A 14,024-nucleotide genomic window follows, 5' to 3' on the forward strand; every position below is an offset into this window, starting at 1 on the left:
GGCGGATCACCGCCGTCCCCGCACGAAGCTGAGGTGCTTGACGTGGGTCCGGGTCCCGGTCCGCTCGAACGCCTTGGCCAATCGGAGCGCGATGGACACCGACCGGTCGTGGCCGCCCTGGCAGCCAAGTGCGACCGTCACCAAGGGATGCCCTCGGGTCTCAGCGGCTGCGACCATCGGCCCGAGGACATCGAGCAGCGCGTCGAACCACACCGCAACGCCGTCCTGGGCGAACACCCACTCCTTCACCGGGGCGTCCAAACCGGACAGATCGTGGAACTCCGGCAGGTGCCAGGGGTTGGGAATCCAGCGGACGTCGACCGCGAGGTTCGCCTGCGGAACCGGCGTGCGGTTGAACCCCCAGGTGAGTACCTGCAACACGACTGGGATTTCTTCGCTCACCGGGTGCCGTCCACAACCATCACACCGGGGCAGCCCTCGTACTGGCATTTCCCCCGGCAGGGCAGCGTCCCGCCGTAGATCTCGGAGAACCCCAGATCGGCCAGCCAGTCACACCAAGTGTCGACCTCGTAGTCCCAGCGGGGCACATCGAACTCGCGGAAGCCGGGCGCGAGGTGGGAGAACACCAGCCGCCCGCCGGGGCGCAACCGGTCGGCGATGGCTGGGAGGAGCTGGTCAGGGTTGGTGAACCAGATTTCCCTATTGAATGTGCATGTTGATGCTGTTCGAGAAGGGAACTCAGTGGCGAGTTGGCGGGTGTTTTGGGTACCGCAGAATGCGACACGAGCCGGAGTGCGGCGGCGGTTGCTGAAGGGATGGGACGACTTGCCTGCCAGGGAAGAGCAGGTTGGGGTTCGGGCAGGAGACCCGGTTTTCCTGTCACCGGACCACCAGGTCGATCCTCTACTCACCCTGTACGGACAATCACGCAAGTTCCGTAGATACACCACGGAAACCCGCCGAAACTACGTCACGGATATCAGCTTGTTTCTCACGTTCCTGTGGAGCCGTGACCGAGCATGGACCGACGCCACACAGCGCGATCTGGAGGACTACGAGCACTGGCGCCGATTCGCCGAGAACAACCCCATCCAGATCGGCGGATCGAAGTGGGATCGAGAACTGGCGGCCTTGACCAATCTGTACCGGTGGGCGGTGGCGAATCGGCATGTCGCGCGCAACCCGGTTGCGATGAAACAAGTACTCGGTCGCGATGGGACGGTGTCGACCATGCCGCTGGCGAGGGCCAAGGATGCCCGGCGCAGCAACGTGCACTGGCTGACGCCACGAACCTGGCGGCGGTGGATCGACGTCGGGCTCCGGGGTCACACCCGCGACGGTGTGCCGGAACCGGGATGGATCGGTCGCCTGGAGGACCGAAACGTGGCGTTCGTGCGGCTGCTGACCAGCTCGGGCCTGCGCCGGGCCGAGGCCGGGTCGTTGCTGGCCTTCGAAGTGCCGACACGACGACTGGATGGTGGCCGGTACTACCGAGGGCAGGTCGCCGCTGAGGTGACGCGCTCGAAAAAGCCCAGGACGTTCTACGTTGCTGCGGACGCGATCGGCGACATCGAGACATACGTGGACTCAACGAGGGCCTGGGCCGTGAAGCAGGCCCAGAAGAAGGGCCGTTACGACCACCTGCCCGAGATACGAGTGGTTACCGAGGTCACCCGGCGGATCAAGCCGGTCGTGCGTTGGCGCAGCCGAGACGGCGTCGCCGGTGAGAGGGCACTCGACGACCTTACGGCCCGAGAGCGCATGGTGCTGTTCACCGAGGGCCCGCGGGGACCGGAGCCGCTGTGGCTATGGCTCAACGAGCAGGGCATGCCCTTCCAGATCCATTCGTGGGATGGGGTCTTCACCACGGCGAACCAGCGCTGTGCGCGGATCCTGACCCCACCGCGCCAGCAAGGCTTCGACCCGCACAAGGTCTATGCCCCGTATGCGACACCCCATTCGGCACGTCACAGCTTCGCCCTCTACATGTTGGTCGTGCTGAACACGCTCATGGACGAGAAATACGGGCTGACGCCGGAGGAACGCCGCGACTTCCGGCAGCTCTACGGGGACCCGTGGTTCATGGTGCAGAACCTGTTAGGACATGCCTCCAGAGAAACGACCGTGGACCGATATTTAGCTCCCGTGGCGGACTTGCAACTGCGGTCGATGCTGACCGGCGCCACCGAGACGATCACGGCACCAATGCCTGAACTGGATGCGGTGTTTGCCCGCATCGCGCGGGAATCGGTGGGCATCCAAGATCTTGACGACCGACTGCACCCCTCGGCTGGCGGCGCCGAGTGAGCCCCCGTGGACACAAGGCGTCCCTGCCGCCAGCCGACCACACCCGCCCCGAATATCTAGCTCCAGACGGGCTGGTCGTGCATCACTACAATCGCGACGGCCGGATCAAGGACTACGACTTCTCCACGCTACAGGCCGCCGGGCCGATGCAACGCTCGTTGGCCGCGCTGTTTGCTTCCCGCTGCGTCCCGCATCGCTGGTCTACCCACAGCACGTCCAGAACGTACTGGTTCTCTCTGGTGCCGTTCGTCGAGTTCTTGGCACGACAGAAACATCCGCCTCGCGACCTGGATGAACTCACCGTGGCCCAGGTGCGACAGTGGCGCGAGAACGCACTGAAGTCGGGCAGCACCTTCGCATTCCGCGTGATCGCCGGCCTGCTGCAGACGGATCCCCGGTTGCAGACGGGTCCGGTGGCCGACGAGCTCGCCAGGCGCGTGCTGAGGTTGCCGAGCACGACGCAGTCCTACAGCGAAGCGGAGTTCGACCGGATCGTGGTGGCAGCCCGTCGGACGTTTCGTACCGCACTGCTGCGGATCGAGGAGAACGCCCACCACCTGGCCCAATGGCACAATGGCGCCTTCACCGAAGGCAGTCTTGACTGGGTGCTGGGTGAAGGACTGGATACCCTGGCTCGCACCGCGGACCTCCCCAAATACACTGGGAAATCCAGTAGCCGAACCCTCATTGCCAAGTACGCCAAGGCATTCGACGGAAGCAACGCCATACGCACCTGGCAACGGCTGTTTCTTTCACGGACGGAAGCGACTGCGCTGGGAGTGCTGCTGCTGGCGGAGTACGGGTGGAACCTGTCGGTGATCAACAGCGCCAAAGTGCCTCGTGCGTCCCCAGACCCGGGAGAAGACGGCACCCCGACCTACCGCATCCCGCTGGAAAAGGCTCGTCGCGGCCCAGGCGAACACTATGAAACCCGGAACGTCACTGACGACGCCGCCGCCTCACGGGGACGCCTGATCACGCAGGCTTTAAGCGCTACCCGCTTCGCCCGCGCCATCGTCGAAACCCTCGCTCCTGGAACCGACCGCATGATCGTCTGGCGGTCCAATCGGGTTAGTCAGGAGAGCACAGATCAGGATCATCATCCACCAGTGGGCCCCTTCCGCTTCGGCGTCGCCGCCGCTTCCGGTGCAGATTGGGCACGGCTGGAGGGGTTCAGCGGCTCCCCGTTTCGCCGGGGGCGGCGAACGGTGATCGCACTGGACCGCAGGGAGGCGAGCCAGCATTCCCAGGACACCCACGACCGCGACTACGCCTTGGTTGACAAGCGAGTCCAAGCCGATTCAATCGAGGTCATCGCGGCCGGCGCTCAGGACGCCGCCGACCGCGCCCGCAGCGCTTTCCTGGTCGCCGAACTGCGCGAGGAGGTCAGTGCGACGGACGTGGAGACCGCCACAGCGGACTGCTCGGATTTCAACAACAGTCCCTACCCAGCGCCCGGTGGTGGCTGTGGCGCGTCGTTCCTAATGTGTCTGGCCTGCACGAACGCACACGTTCACCCGGGCCATCACGCCCGCTTGGCCCACTTGCACCGCGCACTGTCCAACCTCCGATCGGTCCTGGAGCCCGCAGCATGGGATGCCGACTGGGGCGACGCCCACGCCCGCCTTGAGGACCTCAAGGACAGGCTCGGGGAGGGCATCTGGGCCCAGGCGCTGTCCAAGGTCACCGATGCCGACCGCGACCTCATCGACCACCTGCTGACCGGAGCCCTCGACACGTGAGCACCGCACTGGAACCCGATCCCTACCGCCTACCCCTGCCCGCTCCGCACAGCCCGGTCGTCCTGCCTCACCTGGTCGCCCCGGTGCACGCTCACCTCAACGTCCGCTATTCCGACCCAGCCTGGTCGCTTGCCCCACTCACCGAGAACCCCAGCGCCAGTAAGAAGTCGATTCACTGGCGTCGCTGTCCTGACGTGTTCCGGGACGAGCTCCGCCTGGCGGCCTGGACTCTGATCAATGGCCAGCTGCGGCCGACGTTCCTCAAAGGCCGCGGTTCGAACCTGCGAGCTCGTCTGAGTCTCGGCGAAGTCCGCAGCACGATCGCGGAGTGGATACGCCTAGCGAGGTGGTTGGAGTCCCAGGGCATCCACAGCCTCATCCAGTGCGATACCGATGTCCTGCACGACTACGGACAACACCTTCTCGAGTCGTCCATCAGTCGGGCACGCGCACATTCGATCTTGATCGCAGTGACGCGGTTGTGGGCGTTCGACCAGATCAGCGCTCGCCCCAGCGGACTCGGACGACCACCGTGGGAAGAGCGCGGCGCCGACGACTACCTACCTGCGGCGACGCCCGCCGGCGGGGAGAATGCGACCGAACCGCTGGTCGAGCAGACCATGGGACCACTGCTGATCTGGGCGATGCGGGTCGTCGACGATCTCGCCGACGACATCCTCGCAGCCTGGACCGAGCGACAGCGCCTCATCCAGGCTTCCCGCACCAACCCCTCCACCCCTGCCGGGCTGGCCGCCCTGCACTCCTACCTCGACCCCCTGATCGCCGCCGGCGCCGCTCTGCCCACCACGATGCACCAGGGCAAGCACAAGCTGGCCCGCTCTTACATTGGCGGCGTCACCGGCGCATCGGTCAATCAGATGATGGTGTTCGTCAAAAAGGCAGGGCTGGTAGCCACGGCGAGACAACACCCAGGACCGTGTCCGCTGGACGTCCCAGTGACAGGCCGGATCGCAGGGAAGCCGTGGTGCGACGCGCTCGACTTCGGCGAAGCACCCGAGCTGCTGCGACACCTGGGAACAGCCGCGTTCATAGTCTGCGCATATTTGACCGGAATGCGCCCGGGCGAGGTCCTGGGCCTGCGGACCGGGTGCTGCCCCGATCCGGAACCCGACGCGGACGGCAAGGTCGGACGGCACCTGATCCGCAGCCACGAATACAAAACCGCCACCGACGAGCATGGCAATCACCAGTCCGCTGGCGCGGAACGCGAGGTCCCGTGGGTGGCCATCACCCCCGTGGTCAACGCCATCCGCGTCCTGGAACGCATGGTCCCTAACGGAGACCTCCTGTTCGACCACAACGCCCACGACCGGGCGAAGCCCGACACCGGCTCTATCAAGCCAGCCGCACTCCGGATACGGACCGACGACTTTGTGGCCTGGGCAAATAAGCAAGCAGCCGCACTCGGGTTGACCAGTGAGACCATTCCCGCCGATCCCCACGGCACCATCGGTACCGCCCGATTTCGCAGGTCTCTGGCCTGGCACATCGCTCGGCGTCCCAACGGCTTGGTGGCTCTCGCTATCCAGTACGGGCACCTGCGCACGATGGCCGTTACCGAGGGATACGGGTCGCGCAGCCGCCGCGGCATCCACGAGCTTATCGACATCGAGACCGCCCGCGCAGTTGCCGACACCGTGGCCAACCTCCACAACCACCTCGACACCGGCGGCGGTATCTCCGGGCCCGCGGCTCGACGCGCCATCAAAGCGGCAAACACCGCGCCGCGCTTCGCCGGCACGACCATGACCGCTACCACCGCCCGCCGCTTGCTGGCCAACGAAGACGCCATGATCTACGACAATCCACACGCCTTGCTGCTCTGCCACTACAAACGGGCACAAGCGCTGTGCCACCGCGAAGAAGTCAAGGACACCCCCAGCCTCGACCGCTGTGTCCCCGGCTGCGGCAACATCATCCGCACCGACCAGCACGCAACCCAGCTCCGCGCCCGCGCTGATGTCTTCGACGCGCGCGCCGCCCACACTCCCAAACCGGTCGGCGACCGGCTCCGCGCCAATGCCCGCAAGCTAAGCGCGTACGCCGACACCCACGACCGAACGCGAACCAGCCTCAATGGAGACGCCGATGACTCCCGTACCCGATGAACGTGACCGCATCCGCACTGCGATCCAGCGCATCTTGAGCGGTACACCTGAACGCTCCAACGGTGCACTCACCATCGTCGCCCTCGCACTGGAAGCCGACGTCCCCCGAAACGCTCTTACGCAACGACATCCCGATCTGAAAAGCGAGTTCTACACGAGAGTTCAGGAGCGCGGCGCCACATCTGATGTCGAAATCCGCCTACGAGCAGAGATTGCCAAGCTCAAGGAAACAATCTCCAACAAGAACAAAGAACTTGGTCAGCTCCGCGCCGATGTTCCCGCCCTCGTTCGAGTTGTCAACCAGCTCACGCTGGAGAACCAGCAGCTCCGGGACGCACTCGCGGGCTCCCGGTCCAACATCCTCCCGTTCATCAACCGGCAAACATCCCGTTCGAACGACTGACCATATCGCTGATCAGATGAAGGGCAGGCAAGGCATCACGGGAAGTGTCAGCTCGATCGACGGGCCTGGACAACCAGGGTACCCACGTGGTCTTTTGCAGGAGCAGGATCCACACGAGGCTGAACACTGACGAAACCTGTGCGGGGGTTTGCTCCCGCTCTGGCTGCCGCTGTCGACCTTGTTGTCAGCCTCCCGCGTGTTTCTTGCCGCGCCGGTGGCGCGCCGAGGCTCTACGGGTTCATGTCATCGTGGATCACTACTCGCGACAATTCGATCAAGCCGCCAGCTGCTTTCCAGTAGTGCAGGCGGCGTGCCGCTGGCGCGTTGCGCTGGACAGCCGCCCGCTGGCAGATTGCCCCATCGCCTCGGATTACGGGCCGTCCGCCGACGTCGCGCAGCGGGTGCGTGCCGTGGTCGTCTCGCCCGGTAAGGAGATCGACGACGACGTCAACGATCTTGGACGGATCCAGGCCTTCGATGCTCTGCAGCGTTTGCAGGAAGTCCGGCCCGATACTGTATGCGGGCAGCGGTCGACTCGGCTTCTCTGGTGCGGGAACTCGCCGTGCCCAGGAGAGGTAGACGTCATGGCGGAATTGCTCTGATGGGTCGGAGAAGAGCGCGCCCTCATCATGACGGTCGCCGCGGTGCCGTGCCCGCATCGAGTTGAGCTGTTTTTTCAGGCTTTGCTGGCGCTTCTCCCCGGTGCGAACTTGGGCACGAAGACGGTCCCGTTCCGCTTCGGCCTCAGCCAGCCGCGTTTCCAGCGTCTGGTTTCGCTGTTCGGGCTGGGCAGGCGCGGCTGCCTGGCCGCCGGGGATGTGGTCATGATCGCCGACGCAGGCCGCTGTGTGTACGTCGTTGATCAGGGCCTCGGTGGTTCGCGCGGCGTCGGCCGGCGTCCAGCACACCCGCAGTGCCGATCGGTACGGATCTTCGGCCCAGGCCAGATCGGTCGGGTACAGCCGTGCGGCAGCGCCGTAGATCTCGGTTCGTGTGGGCAGCAGCCGCGCGAGCTCCCACGTGACGGGACCGGTGGGAATAAGGTAGAGCTCTGCCAGATTCCCGATTTCGGCTGCTAAGAGCGCGAGGTCGGTCCACGGCTTGCAGTGGCCAGCGGGGGTGGAGACCACAACGACCGGCTTTGGCCGGTGGGCGGTCAGCAGCCATTCGCCGAGTCCGGCAGCCTGTTCGGTCGTGGCGACCGTGTGGATGGCCGGGTGGTGGCGTTGCTGGGCATCGCCCACCGGGTGTCCGGTAACGCGCGATGCCGGTGCGGCTGCTGGGGGTTCGGTGCTCTCGTGGGCCACCCGATGCTGGGTGGCCCACTGCGACTGGGTCGTGTTCGTGTTACTCATCGGAGGACGCCTGCTCGATGCCGTTCAGTTCGACCAACATCACGAACTTGCCGACGAGGTACTCCACCATCATGATCGCGCGGGGCAGCACGGCGGTGAGATGGTCAATGGTCGGCAGGCAGTCCGGGGCCGCCACGAGCATGTCGAGGCTGGCGCTGACCACGTCGTCGTCGCTAACGAGCAGGGCAGCACCCTTGCACGTGCTGGTGGTCTCGTTGCAGAGCTCCAGCAGCACGGCACGGTCCATGTCGCACGCGGCGAAGAACCGGGGAAGGGTCAGGTGAAGAAACTCGGGGTCGTCCTCGCAGAGGCCGATGGCGAACCAGAAGGGCTCCCGCTGGAAGGTCATCGCATGTTCGGTTGCCTCGGTCTCCAGCCCCAGGCGGTCGTGCAGGACGGTGCGGTAGCGATCAGCGAGCTGCTGCAGGGTCACGGTGTTGTGTCTCCTTGTTGATCCCGGCCGGGAAGTCCCGCGGCCTGCTTCCCAGCATCGACGGGTTTTTGGTCGGGCATCGGGAGACTTTCCCGCGGTTGGGGCCCCGCGGGTTGGGAAAACCAACGTGCGCCGCCGGGCGGCAGCGCCGTCCGGGTGCCCGTGCGGCGGATAGTGGTTGCCGGGAGCCTTGCTGGGATAGGTGGTTCGGCCGGTTCAACAGCGGTGGTCCACGGCGGTGGTCCACGGGACGTTGCCTTGCTGCGGGCGCGAGAACAGGGCTGAGGGCCCTGTCGCCCGGTGGCCGAGCAGAGGTATGAATTTCCTACCGCGGGGCACGCGGCTCCAACGGTGCTCCTGTGGATACACCAGGCACACCCGCTTCTGGAAGTGATGGGGCGGTGGTCGTATGCCGACCCTACGAGACCTCGCCGACAACCCGGTTCTGGATCTCACGGTGCGGTGTGGATCGGACGCTGCGCTGGACCGCGGCGTCGGTGTTGCGTATGGCAGCGATCTCCTTGACCCGACACCATTTCTGACGCGTGGCGAAGAGTTGCTGTTGCTCACCACTGGCGCGCACATTCCACGAAGCCGGTCCCCGAAGGCTAGAAAGCTTGTGCGGGACTACGTGCAGCGACTCAGAGACTTTGGTGTGGTCGGGCTGGGTTTCGGCATCTGCCTGTATCACCCAAGTATTCCGCAGGAGTTGTGCAGACAGGCCGAAGAGCGAAATTTCCCGGTGCTGGCGGTGCCCTACGATACGCCCTTCCAGGCCATTATTAAGACAGTGTCGCATGCGACCACCTCTGCCACCGACCACCTCGATACCAGTGATAGCCTGGCGGGCTCCTTGCATATTCTTACGAGGGAGGCGCTCAAGGGGGTCAACGCGCTGGCCGAGAGACTCCGCACGCTTCTTAACGAAGCCTCTGTTAACAAAGCCTCGGTGGTAGCCCTCGGGCCGGAAATGAACGTCTTGGCGAACTGTTCGCCGCGAACCGACGCGCAAATTGAGGAGGCGCTCAGGAGGGCTGCCATAAATTTGGAGCAGAATCCTGGCGGGCCGTGCCTCACTTGTATCGATGGCGACGAGTTCAGCACGGTGAAGTTGCGCAATCGCGATCAGACGTTCGGCTATCTCGCCATAGGGCGAGCTGTGCCCTTCACAGGTCCAGAATTCAAGGCCCGTGACCACGCCGTGTCCCTGCTTACGCTTAGGCTTGCGCAGGACGATGTCCTCAAAAACGCATACAATCAACTGCGCACGGCCGTGTTCCGGATGCTTCTTGCGGGTCAGCATGACGCCGCCCGCGACGTCGCGCAGGCGGCGTGGCGTAAGGATGTCCTACCAAGTGTTCGGGAGACATTCGTTCTCTATCTGGTCGCCGGGGACATACGAACGCGAGCCAATGTGTGCAAGAAGCTGCGCACAGTCGCGCTCGAGGGAAACCCGGTTTTCTTTGTCGATCGCCCTGATGAGGGGCGACTCTTGGTCGTCATCCGCAAGAGCCACACTTTCGCGCGCTCACGGTTGGAGGATTACGCCCGGAAACCTCAGGAGTACATGAGAGACCTCGGCGGGAAGATCACGCTTGGTATTTCGCAGCCGTGCCGATACCATGATTTCACGGAAGGGTACCGGCAGGCCGTACGCGCTGTGGAGTCCGGGCTTCATCTCGGAGTCCCGGTCACTCTTTTTTGTGATCTCGGCGCCCGATTCTTGACTGATTTGGTCAGGAAAGACAGTAAGGCGCAAGAAATGCGCGCTACGGCACGACGTCTTATTGAGCCTCTTATTCAGTACGACGAAGATCATCAGGTGGATTTGGTTAATTGCGTTCGGGTGTGGCTGGAACATAACTGCAGGACGTCAGCCGCGGCGAGGGCCTTGGGCTTGATCGAGCAGACGCTGGATCGGCGACTGCACTCGGCGAGCAACTCCCTGCGCGGCGTCGGGCTCGACCTGTACTCCCCGGCTGTGCGGGCGGAGTTGTGGTTCGCTTTCCAAATCTGCGACGGCGCTCCGGCTCCCTCAGATGGCTTCCTCCACCAGCTGATGGCCGCGCCGCGCGCAGCGAACAACCGCCAGTCCAGGCCGTAGAGGATGTAACTGCCACGGGGCACCGTTATCCATGGTGTCGGCCCGAGCTCCGTGGACAAGACGAGGAGCTCGGGCCGAGCGTATGCGAACCGGGGCCGTTGCGGCCGAGGGCTGCTACGAGATCGGTTCGACGATCACTTTCCGGTTGGCCGCCGCCCGCACGGGATCAAGCACACCAGTGGCGGAGTCCCGGTCAGCGAGGTAGCCGGGAAAGGCCGAGCCGACGCCGCGGGCCTCGACCCGATCGGCAGGCACCCGTAGGTGGGCAACCAGCAGGTCCCGCACCGCGGCCGCGCGGGTCTCGCTGAGGGCCCGTTGGCCCGCGTGGTCACCGACGTTCGCGCACGTGCCGGTAAGGCGCATGCGAGCACCGCTGTCGTTGATCGTCTGCGCGTACGGCGCCAGCACCTCCACCGCCAGCTGGGGGTCGCGGAACGCAGCCGAGTCCGGCCGGAAGCCGATTTCGCTATCGGCGATAGGCGGCAGAGCACGCGGATCCTGCGGGAACGACACCGGACGCGGAACGTCGACGACGGTCACGTGGGGCAGCTCACCAGAGAGGGCTCGATCGAGCGGGGGCGCCTGGATGAGGCGCGGGGTTCCGCCCCCGCGTTGGATGAGCTCGGTCCAGGTTTCCACGAGCGTCTCCCGATCGGGGCGCCGCAGACTCTCCTGCGGCGACCGGGTCTCTCCGAGCCCGATCAAGGTAACCGTGACGCCGTGCAGGCGGGGCAGCTGGTGCGCGCGTTCGAGCTTGTCGACCGTGTCCCTTGGGTGACTGGCGAGCACGCCGTCCTGCATGCGCAGTGCACCGGATGTCGACAGACCGGAGTCGATGACGACGATGCGTTTGTCGCCGGGCGCATCGGCCACAGCGCGGGCGCCCGTGTCCAGAGCCGCCAGGGCGTCGACTTCGGGGACCGCAGCGCGCACGGTCTCGATGCTCCGTCTCACCTCCGCCAGAGCGGCGGCTTTCGCCCTGTCGCGGACCCACTGGTTCTCGCCCGTGGCCTGCAGCTTGACGACCTTGGTGACCTTGGGAGCACCGTCGGCGACGATCACCGTGCCGGTGGATTCCGTGTCGATCGCCGCGGCGAGTTCGCTGCGGACGGCTTCGGTGACGCTAGGGGCCACGGTGTTGGCGTGGGCTCCGACGATGATCGCCAGCGCGCCGTTACGTGCGGGCTGCGGTGCTGGGGTGGCCCACGGGCCGACACCGCAGGCGGTCAGGCCGACGCCGAAGCAGCCAGCGAGGGCCACCGCAGTCAGGCGAGTAAGCCAGGTGGATGTCTTGTAACTCGTCACAGTTGTACCTCCTGCGCCGCCCAGACGCGGCGCCGGTCGTTAGGGGCTGGACGAGTTCCACATAAGCCGCACGGTGACGTGGCCGCCACGACGGTTTTCCCAACTCGATCCCGTAGGCAGTGGGGAACCACAACCCCCGTGTCGCCTTGTCTTTTGGCCTGATGGAGCTCGTACCCACCCGGTGGAACTGGAAGGAGATCCAGGTGGAAAGCAATGCACAGGTGCCACGGCCACCGAAGGCCCGCTGGGCCGCGGAGATAGGGGTGTGGTTCGCTGCCCGGCGCGCGGCCCGCTGCGGCGCGGACCCGGTGCGGGCGGCGGTGGATGCCAGCCTGGAGCGTGCGGCCGCAGATGGCCATCGCCGGGTCGGTCTCTGGCTGGCCGAGCGGAGCGCACCCCTGCACAGCGAACTGAGCACGGTGCGCGCAGACCTCGAAGCATGCCCGCAGCCGCCGAGTGATCGCCCGCCCCTGCCGGCCAAGCCCACCGAGACCGGCGACTGGGTGGGGTGGTCCGACCGATACCGCGAGGCGATCGAGCACCGGGCCGAACACGACCGGCTCGCCGCGCAGCGCCGGGAACTGCAACAGCGCGCGCACCGGATCGCCCAGGACCTCGATGCCCTGCGGATGATCGCCGAAAGGGCCTGCGAGGCGTTCACCGCGCGGGCCGAGGTGCTCAAGCAACGGGTTGCTACCGCTGTGGCGAGCCGTCGACCCGGTAAGAACACCAACCCGGCGCCGATGGAGGCGTGCCCGCTGACCAACGGGAACGGGCACCACGCGGGCCGCGGTCTCCGGCCGCTGGACTCGGCGGTATCGGAGTGACCTCTCCCGGTACCGGGGTCGCCGCCGGAATGACCGGGGCGACATTCACAGCGTCCCGCCGCCGGATCTGGCCGCGGGACGCCAACCACCTCGTCGACCGAAACCACTGGCAGCGGAACCACCGGCACGTTCCCGTAACCGTCGCACATCGAAAGGACGTGACATGACACGCAAGAACACCACCAACAGCCACGACTTTGATCCCTCCAATGTGGAGCTCGTGGCCGGTCCACCGGAAACCGACTACGAGATCGACCCCGCCAAGAAGCTTGATGAGATCACCCAGGTCGCCATCCAGGACACGGCGGTGCGCGACGTGGCGGGCCTGGCGCATGGTCACCCCACACTCGTCGACCGGATCATCGATGCGTGGGCTAACCGGCATCGCCACTATGTCGTGATCGCCGAGCAACGAGACGCCGAGCTGCTCGCCGGAGTGGAACGCGGCGCAGCAGCCCATGCGGCGGCCGCTGAGGTGCGCGCGGCGGCGCGCCGCGCTGACTTGGACGAACGGCACCGCCGTTTGGACCGTATGCGGGAGCTCGCCGGAATCGAAGCCGACCCACCCGACCGGGGACCTCGGTGGCGAAGCCGACTCGGAGACTGGGCGCTCTACCTTGCAGCTGCGGGCGCAGAAGTCGCGTTCAACACCTCCGCGTTCCAGATCATGCGGTCAGGCCCGCTGGAAACGTTCATGTATGCCGCGGCAGTGGTGTTGATCAGCATCCTGCTTCCGAAGATGATCGGGCACCTGATCGCGCGACTGCGGGAAGGCGGCCGCGGCCCCAAGATCGCGGCGATCCTCGGTCTCGGCGCAATGTGGGTGGGCACCGTGACGTTCGTAGCCGCGGTGCGCACCGCGTTCCTCCTGGCTCCCGCCCCCAGCGCCGACGGCGAAGCCGCCTCGTCGCTGGGGGCCCAGACAAACCTGGACGCAACGGTGCTGACCATCGGATGGATCATCACGGTGTGCGCGGTAGGCTTCGCCGTGATGGCCCATGTGGTCCGTCGTCACTGGCCCACCAAGCTGGCCGCTGAACAGGCTGGGCTCTTTGCGGTGCAGCAGCGCCTTGCCGACGAGACCGCCGAACTCGTCTTGTCCCAGAGGGCACATCGCGACGTGATGCAGCACCGCGCTGGCCTGGCAACGCAATACGCGGTGTACCGCGCGGCGATCACTGCCCTGGCCGTGCACATGAAGGCGGTTTTCCGCAGGACCCTGGCGCAGCAGGCACGGGACCCCAAGATCACCGAGATGCTCGAAATCCGGTTCCCTGCAACGGAGGGGGCGACATGATCTACTGGGTGTGGTCTTGGGTACGACGCGCCCGGCGCGGCGAGTGCGCCCATTGCGAGGCACCGTTGATGCCGTGCCGACGTTGTCGAGGAAACTGGCAGTCCGGATGCGAAATCTGTTGCCTGGGCAGAACGTGCCCAACACACCGCTCCTACTGGCTG

At 65.6% G+C, this 14,024-nt stretch carries 12 protein-coding genes; 7 read left to right on the forward strand and 5 right to left on the reverse strand.

From position 1 onward, the window contains the following. Window positions 1-6 precede the first annotated feature (6 nt). Complete coding sequence (locus ACWEV3_RS01080) at window positions 7-381, reverse strand: RapZ C-terminal domain-containing protein (protein WP_452611922.1); 375 nt, start codon at window positions 379-381, stop codon at window positions 7-9. 17 nt (window positions 382-398) lie between these two features. Next, complete coding sequence (locus ACWEV3_RS01085; protein WP_452611923.1) at window positions 399-608, reverse strand: hypothetical protein; 210 nt, start codon at window positions 606-608, stop codon at window positions 399-401. A 37-nt stretch (window positions 609-645) separates the two neighbouring features. Between ACWEV3_RS01085 and ACWEV3_RS01090 the strand changes: the two genes are divergently transcribed. The 4 genes from ACWEV3_RS01090 to ACWEV3_RS01105 all read left to right on the forward strand — a co-directional run bounded on the left by ACWEV3_RS01090 (window position 646) and on the right by ACWEV3_RS01105 (window position 6,542). After that, the gene (locus ACWEV3_RS01090) at window positions 646-2,268 is read left to right on the forward strand and encodes a site-specific integrase (RefSeq protein WP_452611924.1); all 1,623 of its coding nucleotides are present in this window, start codon (window positions 646-648) and stop codon (window positions 2,266-2,268) included. A gap of 77 nt (window positions 2,269-2,345) precedes the next feature. Next, entirely contained in the window at window positions 2,346-4,010 is a 1,665-nt protein-coding gene (locus ACWEV3_RS01095) for a hypothetical protein (protein WP_452611925.1), read from the forward strand. Beyond that, a complete protein-coding gene (locus tag ACWEV3_RS01100; protein ID WP_452611926.1) occupies window positions 4,007-6,139 on the forward strand; it encodes an integrase in 2,133 nt (710 codons plus the stop codon). The genes ACWEV3_RS01095 and ACWEV3_RS01100 overlap by 4 nt, the downstream gene beginning before the upstream one ends. Next, entirely contained in the window at window positions 6,120-6,542 is a 423-nt protein-coding gene (locus ACWEV3_RS01105; protein WP_452611927.1) for a hypothetical protein, read from the forward strand. Before ACWEV3_RS01100 ends, ACWEV3_RS01105 begins: the two co-directional genes overlap by 20 nt. Window positions 6,543-6,772: 230 nt before the next feature. Here ACWEV3_RS01105 and ACWEV3_RS01110 read toward each other — a convergent pair whose 3' ends face one another. After that, window positions 6,773-7,897 (reverse strand): hypothetical protein, encoded by a 1,125-nt coding sequence (locus ACWEV3_RS01110; protein ID WP_452611928.1) that lies wholly within the window; start codon window positions 7,895-7,897, stop codon window positions 6,773-6,775. After that, window positions 7,890-8,330, reverse strand: a complete 441-nt coding sequence (locus ACWEV3_RS01115; protein WP_452611929.1) for a hypothetical protein — start codon at window positions 8,328-8,330, stop codon at window positions 7,890-7,892. Before ACWEV3_RS01115 ends, ACWEV3_RS01110 begins: the two co-directional genes overlap by 8 nt. Window positions 8,331-8,739: 409 nt before the next feature. Here ACWEV3_RS01115 and ACWEV3_RS01120 point away from each other — a divergent pair, with 409 nt between their 5' ends. Continuing rightward, the gene (locus tag ACWEV3_RS01120) at window positions 8,740-10,434 is read left to right on the forward strand and encodes a PucR family transcriptional regulator (protein WP_452611930.1); all 1,695 of its coding nucleotides are present in this window, start codon (window positions 8,740-8,742) and stop codon (window positions 10,432-10,434) included. A 114-nt stretch (window positions 10,435-10,548) separates the two neighbouring features. Here ACWEV3_RS01120 and ACWEV3_RS01125 read toward each other — a convergent pair whose 3' ends face one another. Further along, on the reverse strand, window positions 10,549-11,739 hold the full coding sequence (locus ACWEV3_RS01125; protein ID WP_452611931.1) for an OmpA family protein: 1,191 nt from the start codon (window positions 11,737-11,739) through the stop codon (window positions 10,549-10,551). Window positions 11,740-11,942: 203 nt separating this feature from the next. On the opposite strand from ACWEV3_RS01125, the gene ACWEV3_RS01130 reads away from it, so the two are divergent. Both ACWEV3_RS01130 and ACWEV3_RS01135 read left to right on the forward strand, forming a co-directional pair. Beyond that, the gene (locus tag ACWEV3_RS01130; RefSeq protein ID WP_452611932.1) at window positions 11,943-12,566 is read left to right on the forward strand and encodes a hypothetical protein; all 624 of its coding nucleotides are present in this window, start codon (window positions 11,943-11,945) and stop codon (window positions 12,564-12,566) included. 163 nt (window positions 12,567-12,729) lie between these two features. After that, a complete protein-coding gene (locus ACWEV3_RS01135) occupies window positions 12,730-13,863 on the forward strand; it encodes a hypothetical protein (protein WP_452611933.1) in 1,134 nt (377 codons plus the stop codon). The last annotated feature ends 161 nt before the right edge of the window (window positions 13,864-14,024 follow it).

The sequence above is a fragment of the Saccharopolyspora sp. NPDC003752 genome (assembly GCF_053605825.1).